15 protein-coding genes are annotated in these 15,895 nt (G+C 64.6%); 12 read left to right on the forward strand and 3 right to left on the reverse strand.

Annotated features, from left to right (window positions below; all coding sequences use genetic code 11):
* The first annotated feature begins 55 nt into the window (after positions 1-55).
* From E0E39_RS05890 to pgsA, 6 genes are all read left to right on the forward strand, one after another.
* Entirely contained in the window at positions 56-1,168 is a 1,113-nt protein-coding gene (locus E0E39_RS05890; RefSeq protein WP_130873900.1) for a D-alanine--D-alanine ligase family protein, read from the forward strand.
* Positions 1,168-2,091, forward strand: a complete 924-nt coding sequence (locus E0E39_RS05895) for a thiamine-phosphate kinase (RefSeq protein ID WP_130873901.1) — start codon at positions 1,168-1,170, stop codon at positions 2,089-2,091. Before E0E39_RS05890 ends, E0E39_RS05895 begins: the two co-directional genes overlap by 1 nt.
* An 11-nt stretch (positions 2,092-2,102) precedes the next feature.
* A complete protein-coding gene (locus E0E39_RS05900; RefSeq protein WP_130873902.1) occupies positions 2,103-2,315 on the forward strand; it encodes a TOBE domain-containing protein in 213 nt (70 codons plus the stop codon).
* 106 nt (positions 2,316-2,421) lie between these two features.
* Positions 2,422-4,914, forward strand: coding sequence for an FtsK/SpoIIIE family DNA translocase (locus E0E39_RS05905; protein WP_207302433.1), 2,493 nt, complete (start codon positions 2,422-2,424; stop codon positions 4,912-4,914).
* Positions 4,915-4,931: 17 nt separating this feature from the next.
* Entirely contained in the window at positions 4,932-6,341 is a 1,410-nt protein-coding gene (gene rimO, locus E0E39_RS05910; protein ID WP_130873903.1) for a 30S ribosomal protein S12 methylthiotransferase RimO, read from the forward strand.
* 59 nt (positions 6,342-6,400) lie between these two features.
* Entirely contained in the window at positions 6,401-6,928 is a 528-nt protein-coding gene (gene pgsA / locus E0E39_RS05915; RefSeq protein ID WP_245988411.1) for a CDP-diacylglycerol--glycerol-3-phosphate 3-phosphatidyltransferase, read from the forward strand.
* Positions 6,929-6,940: 12 nt separating this feature from the next.
* On the opposite strand, the gene E0E39_RS05920 is transcribed toward pgsA, so the two are convergent.
* Positions 6,941-7,720, reverse strand: a complete 780-nt coding sequence (locus tag E0E39_RS05920; RefSeq protein ID WP_130875638.1) for a DeoR/GlpR family DNA-binding transcription regulator — start codon at positions 7,718-7,720, stop codon at positions 6,941-6,943.
* A gap of 326 nt (positions 7,721-8,046) precedes the next feature.
* Here E0E39_RS05920 and E0E39_RS05925 point away from each other — a divergent pair, with 326 nt between their 5' ends.
* From E0E39_RS05925 to rny, 4 genes are all read left to right on the forward strand, one after another.
* A complete protein-coding gene (locus tag E0E39_RS05925; RefSeq protein WP_130873905.1) occupies positions 8,047-8,241 on the forward strand; it encodes a DUF3046 domain-containing protein in 195 nt (64 codons plus the stop codon).
* Between the two features lie 390 nt (positions 8,242-8,631).
* Positions 8,632-9,681, forward strand: coding sequence for a recombinase RecA (gene recA, locus E0E39_RS05930; RefSeq protein WP_130873906.1), 1,050 nt, complete (start codon positions 8,632-8,634; stop codon positions 9,679-9,681).
* The gene (locus tag E0E39_RS05935; RefSeq protein WP_165444658.1) at positions 9,671-10,183 is read left to right on the forward strand and encodes a regulatory protein RecX; all 513 of its coding nucleotides are present in this window, start codon (positions 9,671-9,673) and stop codon (positions 10,181-10,183) included. The genes recA and E0E39_RS05935 overlap by 11 nt, the downstream gene beginning before the upstream one ends.
* A gap of 162 nt (positions 10,184-10,345) precedes the next feature.
* Positions 10,346-11,953 (forward strand): ribonuclease Y, encoded by a 1,608-nt coding sequence (gene rny / locus E0E39_RS05940; protein WP_130873908.1) that lies wholly within the window; start codon positions 10,346-10,348, stop codon positions 11,951-11,953.
* Here rny and E0E39_RS05945 read toward each other — a convergent pair.
* The gene (locus E0E39_RS05945) at positions 11,947-12,840 is read right to left on the reverse strand and encodes an aldose epimerase family protein (protein WP_130873909.1); all 894 of its coding nucleotides are present in this window, start codon (positions 12,838-12,840) and stop codon (positions 11,947-11,949) included. The two genes, rny and E0E39_RS05945, sit on opposite strands and share 7 nt — an antisense overlap.
* A 161-nt stretch (positions 12,841-13,001) precedes the next feature.
* Between E0E39_RS05945 and miaB the strand changes: the two genes are divergently transcribed.
* Positions 13,002-14,468: a tRNA (N6-isopentenyl adenosine(37)-C2)-methylthiotransferase MiaB gene (miaB, locus tag E0E39_RS05950; RefSeq protein ID WP_130873910.1), complete on the forward strand. Its 1,467-nt coding sequence runs from the start codon at positions 13,002-13,004 to the stop codon at positions 14,466-14,468.
* A gap of 211 nt (positions 14,469-14,679) precedes the next feature.
* Here miaB and E0E39_RS05955 read toward each other — a convergent pair whose 3' ends face one another.
* Positions 14,680-14,874, reverse strand: coding sequence for an antitoxin (locus tag E0E39_RS05955; RefSeq protein WP_130873911.1), 195 nt, complete (start codon positions 14,872-14,874; stop codon positions 14,680-14,682).
* A 97-nt stretch (positions 14,875-14,971) separates the two neighbouring features.
* Here E0E39_RS05955 and miaA point away from each other — a divergent pair, with 97 nt between their 5' ends.
* Complete coding sequence (gene miaA, locus E0E39_RS05960) at positions 14,972-15,889, forward strand: tRNA (adenosine(37)-N6)-dimethylallyltransferase MiaA (protein WP_245988217.1); 918 nt, start codon at positions 14,972-14,974, stop codon at positions 15,887-15,889.
* Positions 15,890-15,895: the final 6 nt, after the last annotated feature.

Below are 15,895 nucleotides of genomic sequence, written 5' to 3' on the forward strand. Positions count from 1 at the left end.
CGTCCGGGCCATGTGGCAAGTAGGATGAACCGGCAATCGAGCTCAGGAGGCCCCAGTGTCGGAACGAACCAAGATCGCCCTGGTTTTCGGTGGAAAATCGTCGGAGCACGGCATCTCCTGCCTGACGGCGGTCAGTGTGCTCGGAGCCATCGACCGGGAACGGTTTGACGTCGTCGCCGTAGGCATCTCGAAGAGCGGCCGGTGGTCCCGGATGTCGTTGGAGGAGGTCGCGGACCTCCACATCACCGAGGACGCCACGCCGGAGGTTCCGGAACCGGAACACGACGCGGTCTGGCTGGTCGGTGAACACGGTGGCCAGGTCGCGACCCGGGTCGGCGACCAGTTGGTGGACGTCCAGGAAGTGGATGTTGTCTTCGCCCCGCTGCACGGCCCCTACGGCGAGGACGGCACCATCCAGGGGATGTTCGAGATGATGGGTATCCGCTATGTCGGGCCGGGGGTGCTGGCCTCCGCGGTGGGCATGGACAAACACTTCATGAAACTGGCTTTCGAGGCGGCGGGGCTCCCGGTAGGTCCCTACGTCGTCGCCTCGGAGCGCCGGTTGCGCCTCGAACGGGAGGCCGTGCTGGCCGAGGTGGCCGGGCTCAGTTTCCCGGTGTTCGTCAAACCCGCGAGGGGAGGCTCCTCCATCGGAATCACCCGGGTCACCGATCCGTCCGGGCTGGAGGCCGCCATAGCGGAGGCGCAGCGCCACGATCCCAAGGTGATCTTCGAGCAGGGATTCGTCGGAACCCGGGAACTGGAGGTGGCGGTGCTGGGCGATCCCGGATCCCCCGAGGGATGCCGGGCCTCGGTGGTCGGTGAGATCCGGGTCCAGGACGGGGACGGTTTCTACGACTTCGCCACCAAGTACCTGGACGATGACGGGGCCGCCCTCGACGCCCCGGCCAGGACCACCCCGGAGCTGGCCGCCAGGCTCCGGGAACTGGCCTGCCGGGCATTCAACGCGCTCGACGCCGAAGGGCTCGTGCGCGCCGACTTCTTCGCCACCGAGAACCAGGCGTGGATCAACGAGGTGAACACCATGCCCGGATTCACCCGGATCTCGATGTACCCGGCCCTGTGGCAGGCATCCGGGATTCCGTATCCCGAGCTGGTCACCAAGCTCATCGAACTCGCCCTCGAACGCCCGGTGGGGTTGCGTTGATGAGTGCCGAGTTCGAGATGATCGCCGAACTCACCGATGGTTTGGCATTCGGCCCCGATGTGCGGCTGGGCCCCGGCGACGACGCGGCAGTGCTGGTGCCGCGCGGCGACATCGTCATCACCACCGATGTGCTGATCGAGAACGTCCACTTCAAACGTTCCTGGTCGCCCGCCTTCCAGACCGGGAGGAAGGCGGTGGCGGTCAACGTCTCGGATGTCGAGGCCATGGGGGCCGAACCCTGCGCGGTGGTGATCGGGCTGGCCTTCCCGAGAAACCTGGACCGGCGCTGGGTCAGCGACTTCCAGGAGGGGGTGGTCGAGGAGTGCTCCCGGGCCGGGGTCAGCCTCGTGGGGGGCGACCTGTCGTCGTCGGCGCACATCGCACTCGGGGTGACCGCGCTCGGGAACCTGTCCGGGCGTCCCGCGATCACCCGGGCAGGCGCGAGGGCCGGTGACCAGGTCGCGGTGTGCGGTCGGCTCGGCTGCTCGGCGGGTGGCCTGCTGGTCCTGCAGCGGGGATTCGGTTCCCCCAAGGATCTGGTCCTGGAACAGCAGTGCCCAACCGTTCCCTACGGGCAGGGAAAAGTGGCCGCGGAGGCCGGTGCCACCGCGATGATCGATGTCTCTGACGGCCTGCTGCAGGACCTCGGGCACATCTGTGAGCTATCCGGGGTGGGCATCGACGTGAGGACCGGGGCACTGAAGATACACGACAGCTTGGCGCGCCTCGCGGCCGCCACGGGCAAGGATCCGCTGGGCTTTGTTCTCGCCGGTGGTGAGGACCACGCCCTCGCGGCGACCTTCCCGGCGGAGGTGGAACTCCCGCAGGGCTGGCTGCGAATCGGCACGGTGACCTCAGGTGCGGAAGTGATTGTGGACGGCATGCCGTGGACGGGTAGCGTCGGCTGGGATCACTTCGCATGAAAGGAAAACCAGTGAGAATCAGCGCCCGCAATCAGTTCAGGGGAACCGTCGTCTCCATCGATCGGGGGGCCGTCAACGGCATCGTCCAGATCGAGGTCGCGCCGGGACTGGTCATCAGCTCCTCGATCACGAACGAGGCCATCCGGGACCTCGGCCTCGAGGTCGGCGGGGAAGCGGTTGCATTGATCAAGGCCTCCTCCGTGATGGTGGGTGTGCAGGACTGAGGGGTTCCTCCCACCGAGGCCGGAGAAATCGCGTGCCAAACCCCGACCGGGCGGGTCACCGGAGCGGTTTTAGCATCTGATCCGCTCTCTGGACTAGGTTGGAATCATGGCGACACGCGGCTCTTCCTCTGCCAGGAGTTCTTCCAGCAAGTCGGGTGCCGGGCAGCGGACCAAGAAATCGAGCACCGCATCCCGAGGCGGCTCGAAGAAATCCGGTACCCGCAAACCGGCCGCCAGCTCGTCCGGTGCTCGAAACCAGGCCACGGAACCGAATCCCGTGGTGCAGTTCCTGGGGCGGATGCTCCGGGGACTCGCCCACGGGGTGGGCACGCTCGCCAGGAGCTTCGGGGGAGTGGAAAAGGATGTCGAACCCGAGCGGCGCCGGGACGGCACAGGCCTGTTCATCCTGGTGCTCGCCCTCGTGTTCGCCTCACGGACCTGGTTCATGTTGCCGGGACCCGTGGGGGAGACCATAGGGGCCATCACCTCGACCCTCTTCGGATTGACCGCCCCGCTGGTGCCGGCGGTCCTGTTCTACGGTGCATGGCGAGTCCTGCGGCGCCCCAAGGACGTGGACGGGGCGCCCCGCACGGGGCTGGGCTGGTTCCTGCTCACCATGGGCGGGCTCGGGCTCATCAACCTCTCCCGCGGGCTCCCCCGCCCGGACCAGATGGCCGAGCTGCAGCGCGCCGGCGGGGTGCTCGGTTTCCTGGCCAGCAGTTTCATAGCCGACCTGAGTTCCACGTGGGTCGCGGTTCCCGTGCTTCTCATCGTCACCCTCCTGGGTGTCTTCTTCGTGATCGGCAAACCCCTGCGGGTGATCCTCGCCGGGATCCGGACGGCCTTCTCGTCGCTGGTGGAGCGCCCGGAGGAACCACAGGAGAAGCTGGAACTCGGCGTCGACGTGCCCTATGACACCCCGCTGATAACGGAGGACGACGAACCCTCCCACGACGACTCGGTCTACAACTACGAGGCCGACGAGGACTACCCCCTCGAATCCGGGACGGGGCTGGACGACCCGACGCCGCAGGTCCATGCCCCGACGGCTCCCGGGCTGGAGGAGAAACCCGACCTGCCCCCGCCGGTGCACACCCCCATGACGGGGCGCGCCGAACAGCTGCAGCTCAGCGGCGACATCATGTACCAGCTCCCGGACGAGTCGCTGCTCGCACCCGGAACCCGCCCGAAGGCCCGGACGGAGGCCTCCGACCGGATCGTGCGGCAGCTCGCGGCCACCCTTGAGGAGTTCGCGATCGACGCCCGGGTAACCGGTTACACGCGCGGCCCCACCGTCACCCGCTACGAGGTCGAGCTCGGCAACGCCATCAAGGTTTCGAAGGTCACGGGCCTGGCGGACAACATCGCCTACGCCGTCGGCAGCAACGAGATCCGCATCCTCACCCCGATCCCCGGGAAGTCCGCCATCGGGATCGAGATCCCGAACCTCGACAAGGAGGTGGTCAGCCTCGGGGACGTGCTGCGTTCCCCGAAGGCACGATCCGACCACCATCCCCTCACCGTCGGGCTGGGCAAGGACGTCGAGGGTGGGTTCGTGCTGGCCAACATGGCCAAGATGCCGCACCTGCTGGTGGCGGGCGCCACCGGATCCGGGAAGTCCAGCTTCATCAACTCGCTGATCACCTCGATCATGATGCGCGCCACCCCGGAGGAGGTGCGGATGCTGCTGGTGGATCCCAAACGGGTGGAACTCAACCACTACGAGGGCATTCCGCACCTGGTCACCCCCATCATCACGAACCCGAAGAAGGCCGCGGAGGCCCTCGCCTGGGTGGTTCGCGAGATGGACATGCGCTACGACGACCTGGCCGCCTTCGGTTTCCGGCACGTCGACGACTTCAACAAGGCCGTCAAGGCCGGGCAGGTCAAACTTCCCGAGGGTTCGCAGCGGGTGCTGGCCCCCTACCCCTACCTGCTCGTCGTGGTGGATGAGCTCGCCGACCTGATGATGGTCGCCCCACGAGACGTGGAGGAGTCGGTGGTGCGGATCACTCAGCTGGCGCGGGCCGCGGGGATTCACCTGGTCCTGGCCACGCAGCGGCCCTCCACGGATGTCGTGACCGGGCTGATCAAGGCCAACGTGCCGTCGCGCCTGGCCTTCGCCACCTCCTCCATGACCGATTCCCGGGTGATCCTCGACCAGCCTGGGGCGGAGAAACTGGTTGGCAAGGGCGACGGGCTGTTCCTGCCCATGGGGGCCGGCAAGCCGATTCGAGTGCAGGGCGCGTGGGTGAACGAATCCGAGATCCGCGAGATCGTCGCCCACATCTCGGGGCAGCTGCAGCCCACCTACCGGGAGGACGTGACCACGGCAGCGGCCGAGAAGAAGGTCGTGGACGACATCGGCGACGATCTCGAACTGGTGCTGGATGCGGCCCGTCTCGTGGTGGAGCTCCAGCTCGGCTCCACATCGATGCTGCAACGCAAGCTGCGCGTCGGTTTCGCCAAGGCGGGACGCCTGATGGACATCCTCGAATCCCGCGGGGTCGTCGGCCCCTCGGAGGGCTCCAAGGCCCGTGAGGTGCTGGTGAAACCCGACGACCTCGAAGACCTACTCGCCTCCCTCGGGACCGGGTGAGTGATACTGGGGAGATCATGAACAAGGTTCACATCCAGACGCTGGGTTGCGCCCGCAACGACGTCGATTCGGAGGAACTCGCGGGCCTGCTGGAGGCGGGGGGATTCGTGCTGGTGGATGATCCCGCGGAGGCAGAGACCGTGGTGGTCAACACCTGCGGTTTCATCGAGCAGGCCAAGAAGGACTCCATCGACACCCTGCTGACGGCCGCCGATCTCAAGGAATCCGGCACGACGAGAGCAGTCGTGGCGGTGGGGTGCATGGCGGAACGTTACGGGGTCCAGCTCGCCGGGGCCCTGCCCGAGGCGGATGCGGTACTGGGATTCGACGACTACGCGGACATCGCTGATCGTCTCCGCCTGATCCTCGCCGGGGGCGACCACGATGCTCACGTTCCGAGGGATCGCCGCAAGCTGTTGCCGCTCGCGCCGGCTGACCGTCCGCGGGTCGCAGGCCGGATCGTGACCCCGGGTCACGCTCCCCTGCCGGAAGGGCTGGCCCCGGCGACGGGGCCGCGCGTGATCCGCCGCCGCATCGGATCGGGACCCGCAGCGCCCCTGAAGATAGCCTCGGGATGCGACCGGCGCTGCGCCTTCTGCGCCATCCCAGCCTTCAGGGGCTCCTACCTCTCTCGTCCCGTGGCCGACATCATCGCCGAGGCACGCTGGCTCGTGGACCAAGGGGTCAAGGAGATACTTCTGGTCTCCGAGAACACATCCAGCTACGGCAAGGATCTCCCCGGCGTAAGTCTGGAAACCCTGCTGCCCCAGCTGTCCCGGGTGGACGGGCTGGAATGGATCAGGGTCTCCTACCTGCAACCTGCGGAGATCCGGCCCGGCATGCTGGAGGCCATGTTCGGCACCGAGAAGGTGGTGCCCTACTTCGACCTCTCCTTCCAGCACGCCGCGCCCGGGGTGCTGCGGCGGATGCGGCGTTTTGGCGACCCGGATTCCTTCCTCGGACTGATTGAACGGATCAGGGAAGCTGAACCAACGGCAGGGATCCGCAGCAATGTGATCGCAGGGTTTCCCGGGGAGACCGAATCGGATGTCGAAATCCTCCGTGAGTTCATCATCGACGCCAACCTGGACGTTCTCGGGGTGTTCGGATACTCCGACGAGGAGGGCACGGAGGGGGAGGGCCTGGACTCCCACCTGGACCGGGCGGAAGTGGATGCGCGACGGGAGACGCTGGCCGACGTCGCCAACCTGGTGTGTGAGTCCCGCGCTGCGGAAAGGGTGGGAGAACGAGCCACGATCCTTGTCGAGGAAACCGGCGCCGACGGAGTCTCGGGGCGTGCCCCACACCAAGGGCCCGAAACCGACGGGGTGGTGGAGCTTCCCGGAATTGATGCCCGCATCGGGCAATTCATCGACGTCGAGTTCATCGATGCCACAGGAATAGACATGGTGGGAGAGCCCCGGTGAAAGAACCACGGCCCAGCAATCTGAACGTCCCCAACGTGCTCACGGTGCTCCGCATCATCATGGTGCCCTTGTTCGTCGTGGTGTTGTTCTGGCAACCGGCGAACCAGGGTTGGCGGTTCTTCGCAACCGGTATCTTCGTGGCCGCGATTCTCACCGACCTGGCGGACGGTTACATCGCTAGGCGCTACGACCTGATCACGGATTTCGGAAAGCTCTGGGATCCGATAGCCGACAAGGCCCTGACGGGAGCGGCATTCATCTCCCTCAGCCTTCTGGGGGAGCTTCCCTGGTACTTCACCGTGCTGATCCTGGTGCGTGAATGGGGAATCACATTGTTGCGGGCAGCCGTTGCCAAGTACGGGATCATGGCCGCCAATCGCGGCGGCAAGCTGAAGACCGTCACCCAGTCGCTGGCCCTGAGTGTCTTCCTGGCATGGCTGCCGGGCCTACCGGGAGCAGTTCAGCTCTCGGCCTGGGTGTTGATGTGGGTGGCGCTGATCCTGACCTTGGTGACCGGTGTCGACTACATACGCGAGGCCATTCGGATCCGCGCCCGTGGGAAGCAACCACGGCGCTCCTCCGAATGACCGGAGGAGGGATCAGCTGCCGTTAGCCGCCTTCGGGTCGGCCGGAACCGGGACGATCACCACCTCGACACCCAGGTCCCGGATGCGGGCTAGCTCGTCCTCAGGGGCGTTGGAATCGGTGACGAGAACGTCGATCTCGCTCAGATCCGCCATTTTCGCCAAGGTGACGTGACCGATCTTGGATGCGTCGGCCACGGCGATCACCCGCTGCGCTCGCTCGATCATCGTGTGGTTGGTGCGTGCTTCGATGTCGTCATGGGTGGTCAGTCCCCCGGAGGAGCTCAGCCCGTCGGCACCCACCAGTGCGGTTCCGACGTTCACGAGCCGGAGCGTCGCCTCGGCCAGGGATCCCACGAGTTCCAAGGAATTGGAACGCAGCACCCCGCCGGCAATGAGAACACGTCCCTGTCCCTGCTCTGCTGCTTCCAAACCGATGCTCAACGAGTTGGTGATGATCGTCAGGTCGGTTCGGTGATGCAGGGCCCGAAGGACCTCGGCGGCCGTGGTTCCACCGCTCAGACCGATGGCGTGCTTGCCCTCGGGGACCAGCTTGGCGGCAGCTGCTGCAATACGCGACTTGGCCGCTTGATTGCGTCCGTCGCGCAACCTCACCGGGAGTTCACGACTGCCCTGGATCGGGCGTGCACCACCATGGGTGCGGTCCAGTAGGCCCTGGGATGCGAGCACAGCGACATCACGCCGGATGGTGGCTTCGGAAGTCCCCAGTTCGGCGGCAAGGCTGGACAGCGACATCTGCCCATTCTCTTGTAGCAACGCGAGCATCGCGAGCATTCGATCGGAGCGCTTGTGGGAATGCGTACCCGCAGCGTTCATGTCGACTCCTTCGTGCGCTTTCTGACCATTTGGTGATCGTGTTCGAAAGTCAGTGTAACGAGAAAGTTCCCCGGCTTGCCGCAAGCCACTTGGGATAAGAGGTTTCTCGATTGGCGGGTACAGGTTAATATCCCGTGGAGGAGGTTCGTGAACGGGCGGCGGGTGCCCGTGATGTTAAAATGCGCTGCGGTTCACGAAGAGGGCGCTTAACCACGTCCTGAAACGGAATGAAGATGGGTCGTGGTGCGTGGTCCGGAAGTTGAAGGCTGCGTAAGGTGGCCCACATGCGCGAAGTGGAATTGTGGTCGAGACTCAGAGCTGCGCTCGGTGGAGAGTACGCCGGGAGCTGGGCATCGACGGTTGCCTTGCAGGAACTCGAGAGCCGCACCGTTGATGAAGCTTTGGCGGCAGGGGTTCCTTGCAAGGTGATCTGGAGGGCCGTATGGATTGCACTCGAGTTGCCGCCAACGATGCGTTGAAAGTCGAGGTCACGCCGGTGAGCGTGTGCCGTGGATCCTGTTGAGAGACCTGCGGGTGGCTCGCGCCGAGAATACGCAACCGTATCCGGGAAACGTGCGGCAGGATCGGCGTGTCGGGTTCAGAGGGTGGCGCCGGGTTGCGTCGCGCGGTGCCACTGGTGTCCACGGGAACCGGGCGATCTGTGAGGCATCCCGGGTGTGGATCTCGTGGCCTGGGGGTGTGGTGTGTCGCAATGCAATCGAACACATGTTCGGCTAGACTCTGCATGTCTTCGGGTTTTCCACAGCCTGGAGGTGAGTCGGATTTTTGTCACCCCCGATTCCTACAGTGAGGGTGAAGGTTGAGCCGGACCTGAAGGAGCGGCTCAGGAAATCGAAAGGAAACACACCATGGCTGTTGCGGATCGCGCCAAGGCGCTCGAAGCCGCCCTCGCCCAGATCGAGAAGATGCACGGGAAGGGATCGGTGATGCGCCTGGGGGAGGACACCCGCTTGCCCATCGATGTCATCCCCACCGGAAGCGTCGCCCTGGACGTGGCCCTGGGGATCGGTGGCCTGCCGCGCGGGCGGATCATTGAGATCTATGGCCCCGAGTCCTCGGGGAAAACCACCGTTGCGCTCCATGCCATCGCGAATGCACAGGCCGAGGGTGGGATCTGCGCCTTCATCGACGCGGAACACGCCTTGGATCCTGACTATGCGGGTAAGCTCGGCGTCAACACCGATGAGCTCTTGGTATCCCAGCCGGACAACGGTGAGCAGGCCCTCGAGATCGCGGATACTTTGGTGCGCTCCGGAGCGTTGGCGCTCGTCGTCATCGACTCGGTTGCAGCACTGACTCCGCGTGCTGAAATCGAGGGTGAGATGGGAGATTCGCACGTCGGTCTGCAGGCGCGCCTGATGAGTCAGGCCCTGAGGAAGATGACCGGAGCTCTGAAATCCGCCAACACCACTGCTATCTTCATCAACCAGTTGCGTGAGAAGATCGGCGTGATGTTCGGTTCTCCCGAAACCACCACGGGTGGCCGTGCGCTCAAGTTCTACTCCTCCGTGCGCCTGGACGTCAGAAGGATCGAAACGCTGAAGGACGGCTCCGAGATGGTCGGTAACCGAACCCGGGTGAAGGTGGTCAAGAACAAGGTTGCGCCGCCCTTCAAGCAGGCCGAATTCGACATCATCTACGGAGAGGGTATTTCACGGGAAGGGAGTCTGATCGACATGGGCGTCGCCAACGGGATCATCCGCAAGGCAGGCGCATGGTTCACCTATGAAGCCGATCAGCTGGGGCAGGGCAAGGAGAATGCGCGAAACTTCTTGAGGAACAATCCAAAAATTGCGGAGGAGATCGATCGCCGGATCCGGGCAGCGCTCGGCGTTGCGGAGGAGACCCCGGGCGGCACTATCAATCCCGAGACGGGTGAGGTCAAGGTTGAGTCCTGAAATCAGCCGCGCGGAGCAGGTTGAGTTCGCCAGGCGCATCGCGCTCAGACTCTTGGACACCAGGAGCCGTTCGGAGGCGGAGCTTCGGGCTCGGCTGACTTCCCGTGGTGTGCCGGAAGAGATCTCCGAGGAACTGATCAAGCGTTTCCGCGATGTCGGGCTGCTGGATGACGCCGTCTTCGCGGACGCGCTCACGCGGGCCAGGGTTCAGGTGGATCGGCACGGCCCCACCCGAATTCGAGCAGAGCTGCGACGCAGGGGAGTGGATGAGAACGTGGTGGCCGAGGCGTTGGCCCAGGTCGGGCAGGAGGAAGAGCTGGAGACGGCACGCGCCTTTGCGCAACGGCGCGTCCGCACCTTGGCGGGGCTGGATCCCCAGGTTGCTCGTCGCCGCTTGATCGGGGCCCTCGGACGCAGGGGATTCAGGGGGTCCGTGATATCGCTCGTCACGGATGAGGTGCTCGAAGAAATGGACCCCGACACGAGAGATATGCCCTTGTGAACTAACCTTGGCGGTCGTAGGGTCGTTGACTCACGGTTCGAGACATCTTGGTTGGTCCCATGGGTCCGTGCGCGGCTCGGTATGGCGTGGTCACGTCTGCCGTGCAGCGGTTTGGGGTGCCCTGAACCTCCAGGTCACTTCGTCAGGTGCAAAGGGGTAGCCATGGAATGGCTGGGCTGGATCATCGCCGGACTGTTGGGCGTCATTTTGGGGGTTCTCGCATGGCGACAGAGGCGGGTTGCTCTTTCATTCATCCAGGAACGGGCCCGTATCGAGCGTCGGAGCCGTTCTGACGCCGCCTCGATCCGCAAGCAGGCGATCGAGGCGGCCGAGCAGCTCAGGGCGGATGCAGCACGCACGCTCGAGCAGGCGAAGGAGTGGGTTCAAGATGCGGGTGCGGACATCGACAGGCGTCGCGAAGAGTTGGAAGCGTCAATAGCAACACAGAGGGCCGAGCTACGTGAGCAACGCAGTGCACAGGAGCGACAGGAGGAGCGCCTCAACGAGAAAGAGGATCGGCTCGCGGCAGAAGCAGAGGGACTCGCCACACGCTCAGAACTCCTCGAACAACAACGTGCGGACCTCAGAAAACAACGTGAGGAACTCGTGGCGGAACAGAAGCGAACGACGGCAGAACTCGAACGAGTGGCCGGGTTGACGGCGAGTGCTGCGCAGGCCGAGGTCATGGCGGAAGTGGAGCGACAGACGCGCCTGGCTGCCGCCACTCTGGCGCGCGACATCGAGGAAACCGCGAAGAAGGAAGCTGACCAACGGGCCCGGGCGATAGTCGTGACCGCTATTCAACGATGCGCTGCTGAACAGACGAGCGAATCCGTGGTCTCCAGTGTCGATCTTCCCAGTGATGAGATGAAGGGGCGCGTCATTGGGCGTGAGGGCCGTAACATCAGGGCCTTTGAACAGATCACCGGTGTCAACGTGATGGTGGACGACACCCCGGAAACGGTGCTTCTCAGCTGTTTCGACCCGGTGAGGCGCGAAGCCGCACGACTGACCCTCATGGATCTGGTCGCCGATGGGCGCATTCACCCGGCGCGCATCGAGGAAGTACACGCCCGTAGCGTCCGGGTTCTGGACGAGCGCATCAGGGCTGCGGGGAATGAGGCCCTCCTGGAGGTGGGGATCGCCGATCTTCACCCGGAGCTGATAGCCGTGATCGGTTCCTTGGCCTACCGCACCAGCTTCGGGCAGAACGTCCTCGCCCACCTGGTCGAGTGTGCCCACCTCGCCGGGGTCATGGCTGCTGAGCTGGGGCTCGACGTGACACAGTGCAAGCGAGCGGCCTTCCTGCACGACATCGGCAAGGCCCTCACCCACGAGTCCGAGGGGCCGCATGCGATCATCGGAGCCGATCTGTTGCGTCGTCACGGTGAACACCCCGACATCGTTCACGCGGTTGAGGCACATCACAACGAGGTCGAGCCCCGCACCGTCGAGGCCGTCCTCACCCAAGCGGCGGACGCCATCTCCGGTTCTCGCCCAGGAGCGAGGCGTGAGTCACTGGAGGCCTACGTGGAGCGGATGCAGCATCTCGAATCCATTGCCATGGCGCATGAAGGCGTGACCCGGGCCTACGCCATGCAGGCAGGCAGAGAGGTTCGGATCATGGTGGCCCCCGAGGTCGTGGACGACGTGATGAGCAGGGTGCTGGCGCGCGAGATTGCTGCCGAGGTGGAGGCGAATCTCACCTATCCGGGACAGATCCGCATCACGGTGGTGCGTGAGTCACGCGCCACGGAGTTGGCTCATTGAACTCGTCCGCGTGCGCGTACACCCCAGACCGCGTTCGCCGAGCCACCCGGGCGCAACATGACCCGGTCCCTGTATGTCGGCCCCTCGTTGAAGGCATCAGGGCCGCAGGTCATCGGTTCCACCGCGATGCTGTCACGCCGTGGCGCGGTGAACACCTGCACCCACTGGGTGGTCGCCTCACCCCACACCTCGATCGTACGGTCGTCGCCGTTCAGGCTGACGGTCCAGTCCCTGGTCAGGGGATCGGTGAAGGTGGCGTCCAGGATCGTTTCCCCGATGGCGCGGGGACGGGTGAAGTCGTGCGCGGGGGCGATGGGGCCGAGGCGGATGGGAAGCCGTCTTTCAGGATCGACCGCCAGTTCCGCATCGAACGGCACCGTCAACTTCACGTTCGCGATGTCTTCGAAGCGGAAGTAGGGATGGGCGCCATAGCCCCAGGGAACGGGCGTGGTTCCGAGGTTCGTGGCAGTGATCTCCACTCTCAGTCCCTCGGCATTCAGTTGGTGCAGGATCTCCACCGCGAGGATCCTGGGCCAGCCGCGTCGGGGCCAGAGGATGACTCGCTGCCGAACGGAATCTCCGAGATGGGCCAAGAGATTCCAAGCAAGACCCACGTTCAGGCCATGATTCGCGTTGTTTCGGGCTGGTTCGTTGATGGGCAGCTGGAATTCCTGACCGCCCAGCAGATAGCGTCCATCACGGAGTCGGTTGGGCCAGGGAAACAGATGCGCTCCCTCCCAGCCCTTCGGGGCCTGGTCAGGCCCGTGTGTTGCGAGGAGCTCTGCGCCTTCGAGGGTGAAGCTGCGCAGTCTGGCGCCCACCTCGGTGATCACGGCGCTGTAGCTCCCGGCGTTGATCTCGTATTGCTCGCCTGTAGGGAAGACCATGAATCAACAGTAGAGGCTACGTCAACAGGGGAAGGTCGCGAGGTCGGCGGATTGAGCAGTGTGCGTGGGAGAAGCGCTTTGGGCAGTGCGGGACGAGCACAGTCGGCGGGTCCTCCGGGAAAATACTGTTTCGCGTTGCGCACCACTAGAGTTGGGCCACCATGAGTTCGCGCACTTACCACGTCATCACCTACGGCTGCCAGATGAACGTCCACGACTCCGAAAGGATCGCGGGGCTGTTGGAGGAGGCCGGATTGATGCGTGCTCCGGAACCCGCCGAACCCGTTCTCGGCTCAGGAGCGGATGTGGTGGTCTTCAACACCTGCGCGGTACGCGAGAACGCCGACAACCGTCTTTACGGCAACCTGGGACACATGGCAGCCATCAAGGCGCGCCACCCCGGGATGCAGATCGCGGTGGGTGGTTGTATGGCCCAGAAGGACAGAGACGTGATCCTGCGGAAGGCGCCATGGGTGGACGTCGTTTTCGGCACCCACAACGTGGGTAGTCTGCCGGCGCTGCTTGAGCGGGCACGTGTGGAGGAGGCCGCCCAGGTGGAGGTGGTCGAGGCTCTTCAGACCTTCCCGAGCAACCTGCCGAGCCGTCGCGAGTCACCGTATTCGGCGTGGGTGTCGGTGAGCGTCGGGTGCAACAACACTTGCACCTTCTGCATCGTTCCGCAGCTCCGTGGCAAGGAGACCGATCGGCGACCGCGGGACATTCTCGCCGAGGTGCGCATGCTGGTTGACCAAGGGGTGCAGGAAATCACTCTCCTGGGGCAGAACGTGAACGCCTACGGGGTTGAGTTCGGTGACCGGCTGGCCTTCGCGAAACTGCTTCGCGCCTGTGGCGAGATCGAGGGTCTGGAGCGGGTACGGTTCACATCCCCGCATCCCAAGGATTTCACTGATGACGTGATCGCTGCCATGGCGGAGACCCCCAATGTCATGCCACAACTACACATGCCTCTGCAGTCCGGTTCGGATGCGGTTCTGAAGGCCATGCGTCGCTCCTACCGCAGGAAACGGTTCCTCGGGATCTTGGAACGCGTTCGGGGGGCCATGCCGCATGCGGCGATCACCACGGACATCATCGTCGGTTTTCCGGGGGAGACCGATGACGACTTCGAGGCCACGATGGATGTGGTGCGTGAGGCGCGTTTTTCTGCCGCCTATACCTTCCAGTACTCGAAACGACCGGGAACCCCGGCTGCCGAGATGAAGAATCAGGTGCCCCGTGAAGTGGTTCAGGAACGCTATGAGCGACTCGTCGAGCTGGTGGGGGAAATCGCATGGGCGGAGAACCGTCGATTCGAGGGCCGGGAGATCGAGGTGATGTTCGCTCTGGGAGAGGGACGCAAGGATTCCGCAACGAATCGCATGAGCGGGCGGGCCCGTGACAACAGGCTGGTGCACGTGGCGGTTGGCGAGGAGCCATCGGAGCGGCCGAGGCCCGGGGACATCGCATACGCGACCATCACCCATGCCGCGCCGCATCATCTGAATTCCGATGCCCCGCTCCGAGGACTGCGGCGAACACGGGGCGGCGATGCGTGGGAGGCGGCGAACACGGCGGTACCTGAACCCACAGGGGTTCCACTGGGCATGCCGAGCCTGCGACGCCCCTGAGAGAAAGCAACCCCCGGTCCGGGACCGGAGGTTGCCGAGCGGAACACGAGACAGCAGAGGCGCCTCGGCGCGGAAAACCGCTGGGGAGAATTTCACGGTGGTGCAGGCACGGTGGCGCGATGAGGATCGAGCCGGGGTGTTTCCGGGAAACGCCGTGATTCACCGTGCCGCCCGGGCGGTTGGCCCAGCGGCATCCTGCCCGCTGGGCCTTCTACTCGGCTTCTTTTTCTTTCCTGCCTGCGAGGCCATCAACCTGATCCTTGACAAAATCGGCTGCCTGGTTGATCTGCTCACTGTGTTTGCCGCCGGTCTTCTCGTCGATGAACTCGGCGCCCTTCTCGATCGCCTGGTCAATGGCTTCCCCGTGCTGGGCCACCTGTTCGCCGATGTTGTCGAAGATTCCCATGTGTACAGCCTTCCTGCTTCGGGTGCCTGGCGCACCATAGGGGTCCATCATGCCCGCTCCGGCGAAGTTCCGCACCGGGACTGGCAGTATGGTGGCCATGCATCCGCCACTGATAGTGCTCGTTGGACCGACTGCGACGGGCAAGTCGGCGCTTGCGGTCTCGCTCGCGCATGAGTTCATGAGGTGTGGGAGGGCCGCCGAAGTGATCAACGCGGACTCGATGCTGGTCTACCGGGGCATGGACATCGGAACCGCAAAACCCTCCGAGGCCGAGCGATGCGGGGTTCCACATCACTTGATCGACATCCTGGAGGTCACTGAGACCGCATCCGTCGCCGATTTCCAGGCTCGTGCCCGGGCCGTGATCGCGGATCTGCGGGCGCGGGGAGTCGTTCCGATCCTCGTCGGTGGTTCCGCCCTCTACACGCGGGCCATCACTGATGTTTTCGAGTTCCCGGGTTCCGATGCGGTTCTCAGAGCAGGGCTGGAAACCGAGCTGGAGCGCGTCGGGGTGCAAGAGTTGTATTCCCGTCTGGCCGTCCTGGCACCGGAGTCCGCGGCCCGCATCGACCCCGGAAATGGCAGGCGCATCGTGAGGGCGCTGGAAATCCGTGCGCTGACGGGGGAGCATCAAGCGGCGCTCCCGGAGTGGACCTACGAACTCGACGGGGTGCACCAGTTCGGGTTGGAACTGGGTCGGGCCGATCTGGACAACCGCATCGATGCCCGGGTGGAGGCGATGTGGCGCCAGGGCATCGTGGCGGAGGTTGAGAACCTGATTCCTCGCGGGCTACGTGAGGGGCGGACCGCATCCCGTGCGATCGGGTACCGTCAGGTTCTCACCTTCCTCGACGGGCGGTGCAGCGAGGAGGACGCGAAGGAGGACGTGAAGCGGGCCACCCGGAGGTTTTTCCGCAAACAGCTGGGCTGGTACCGGCGGGACCCCAGGATCGTGTGGTTGCCCGCGGGGGATTCGGACAACCCCGCTCGGATCATGGAAATCTCTGGGACGTAGAATTGT

Source organism: [Pseudopropionibacterium] massiliense, from assembly GCF_900607225.1.
GTDB lineage: Bacteria > Actinomycetota > Actinomycetes > Propionibacteriales > Propionibacteriaceae > Arachnia > Arachnia massiliensis.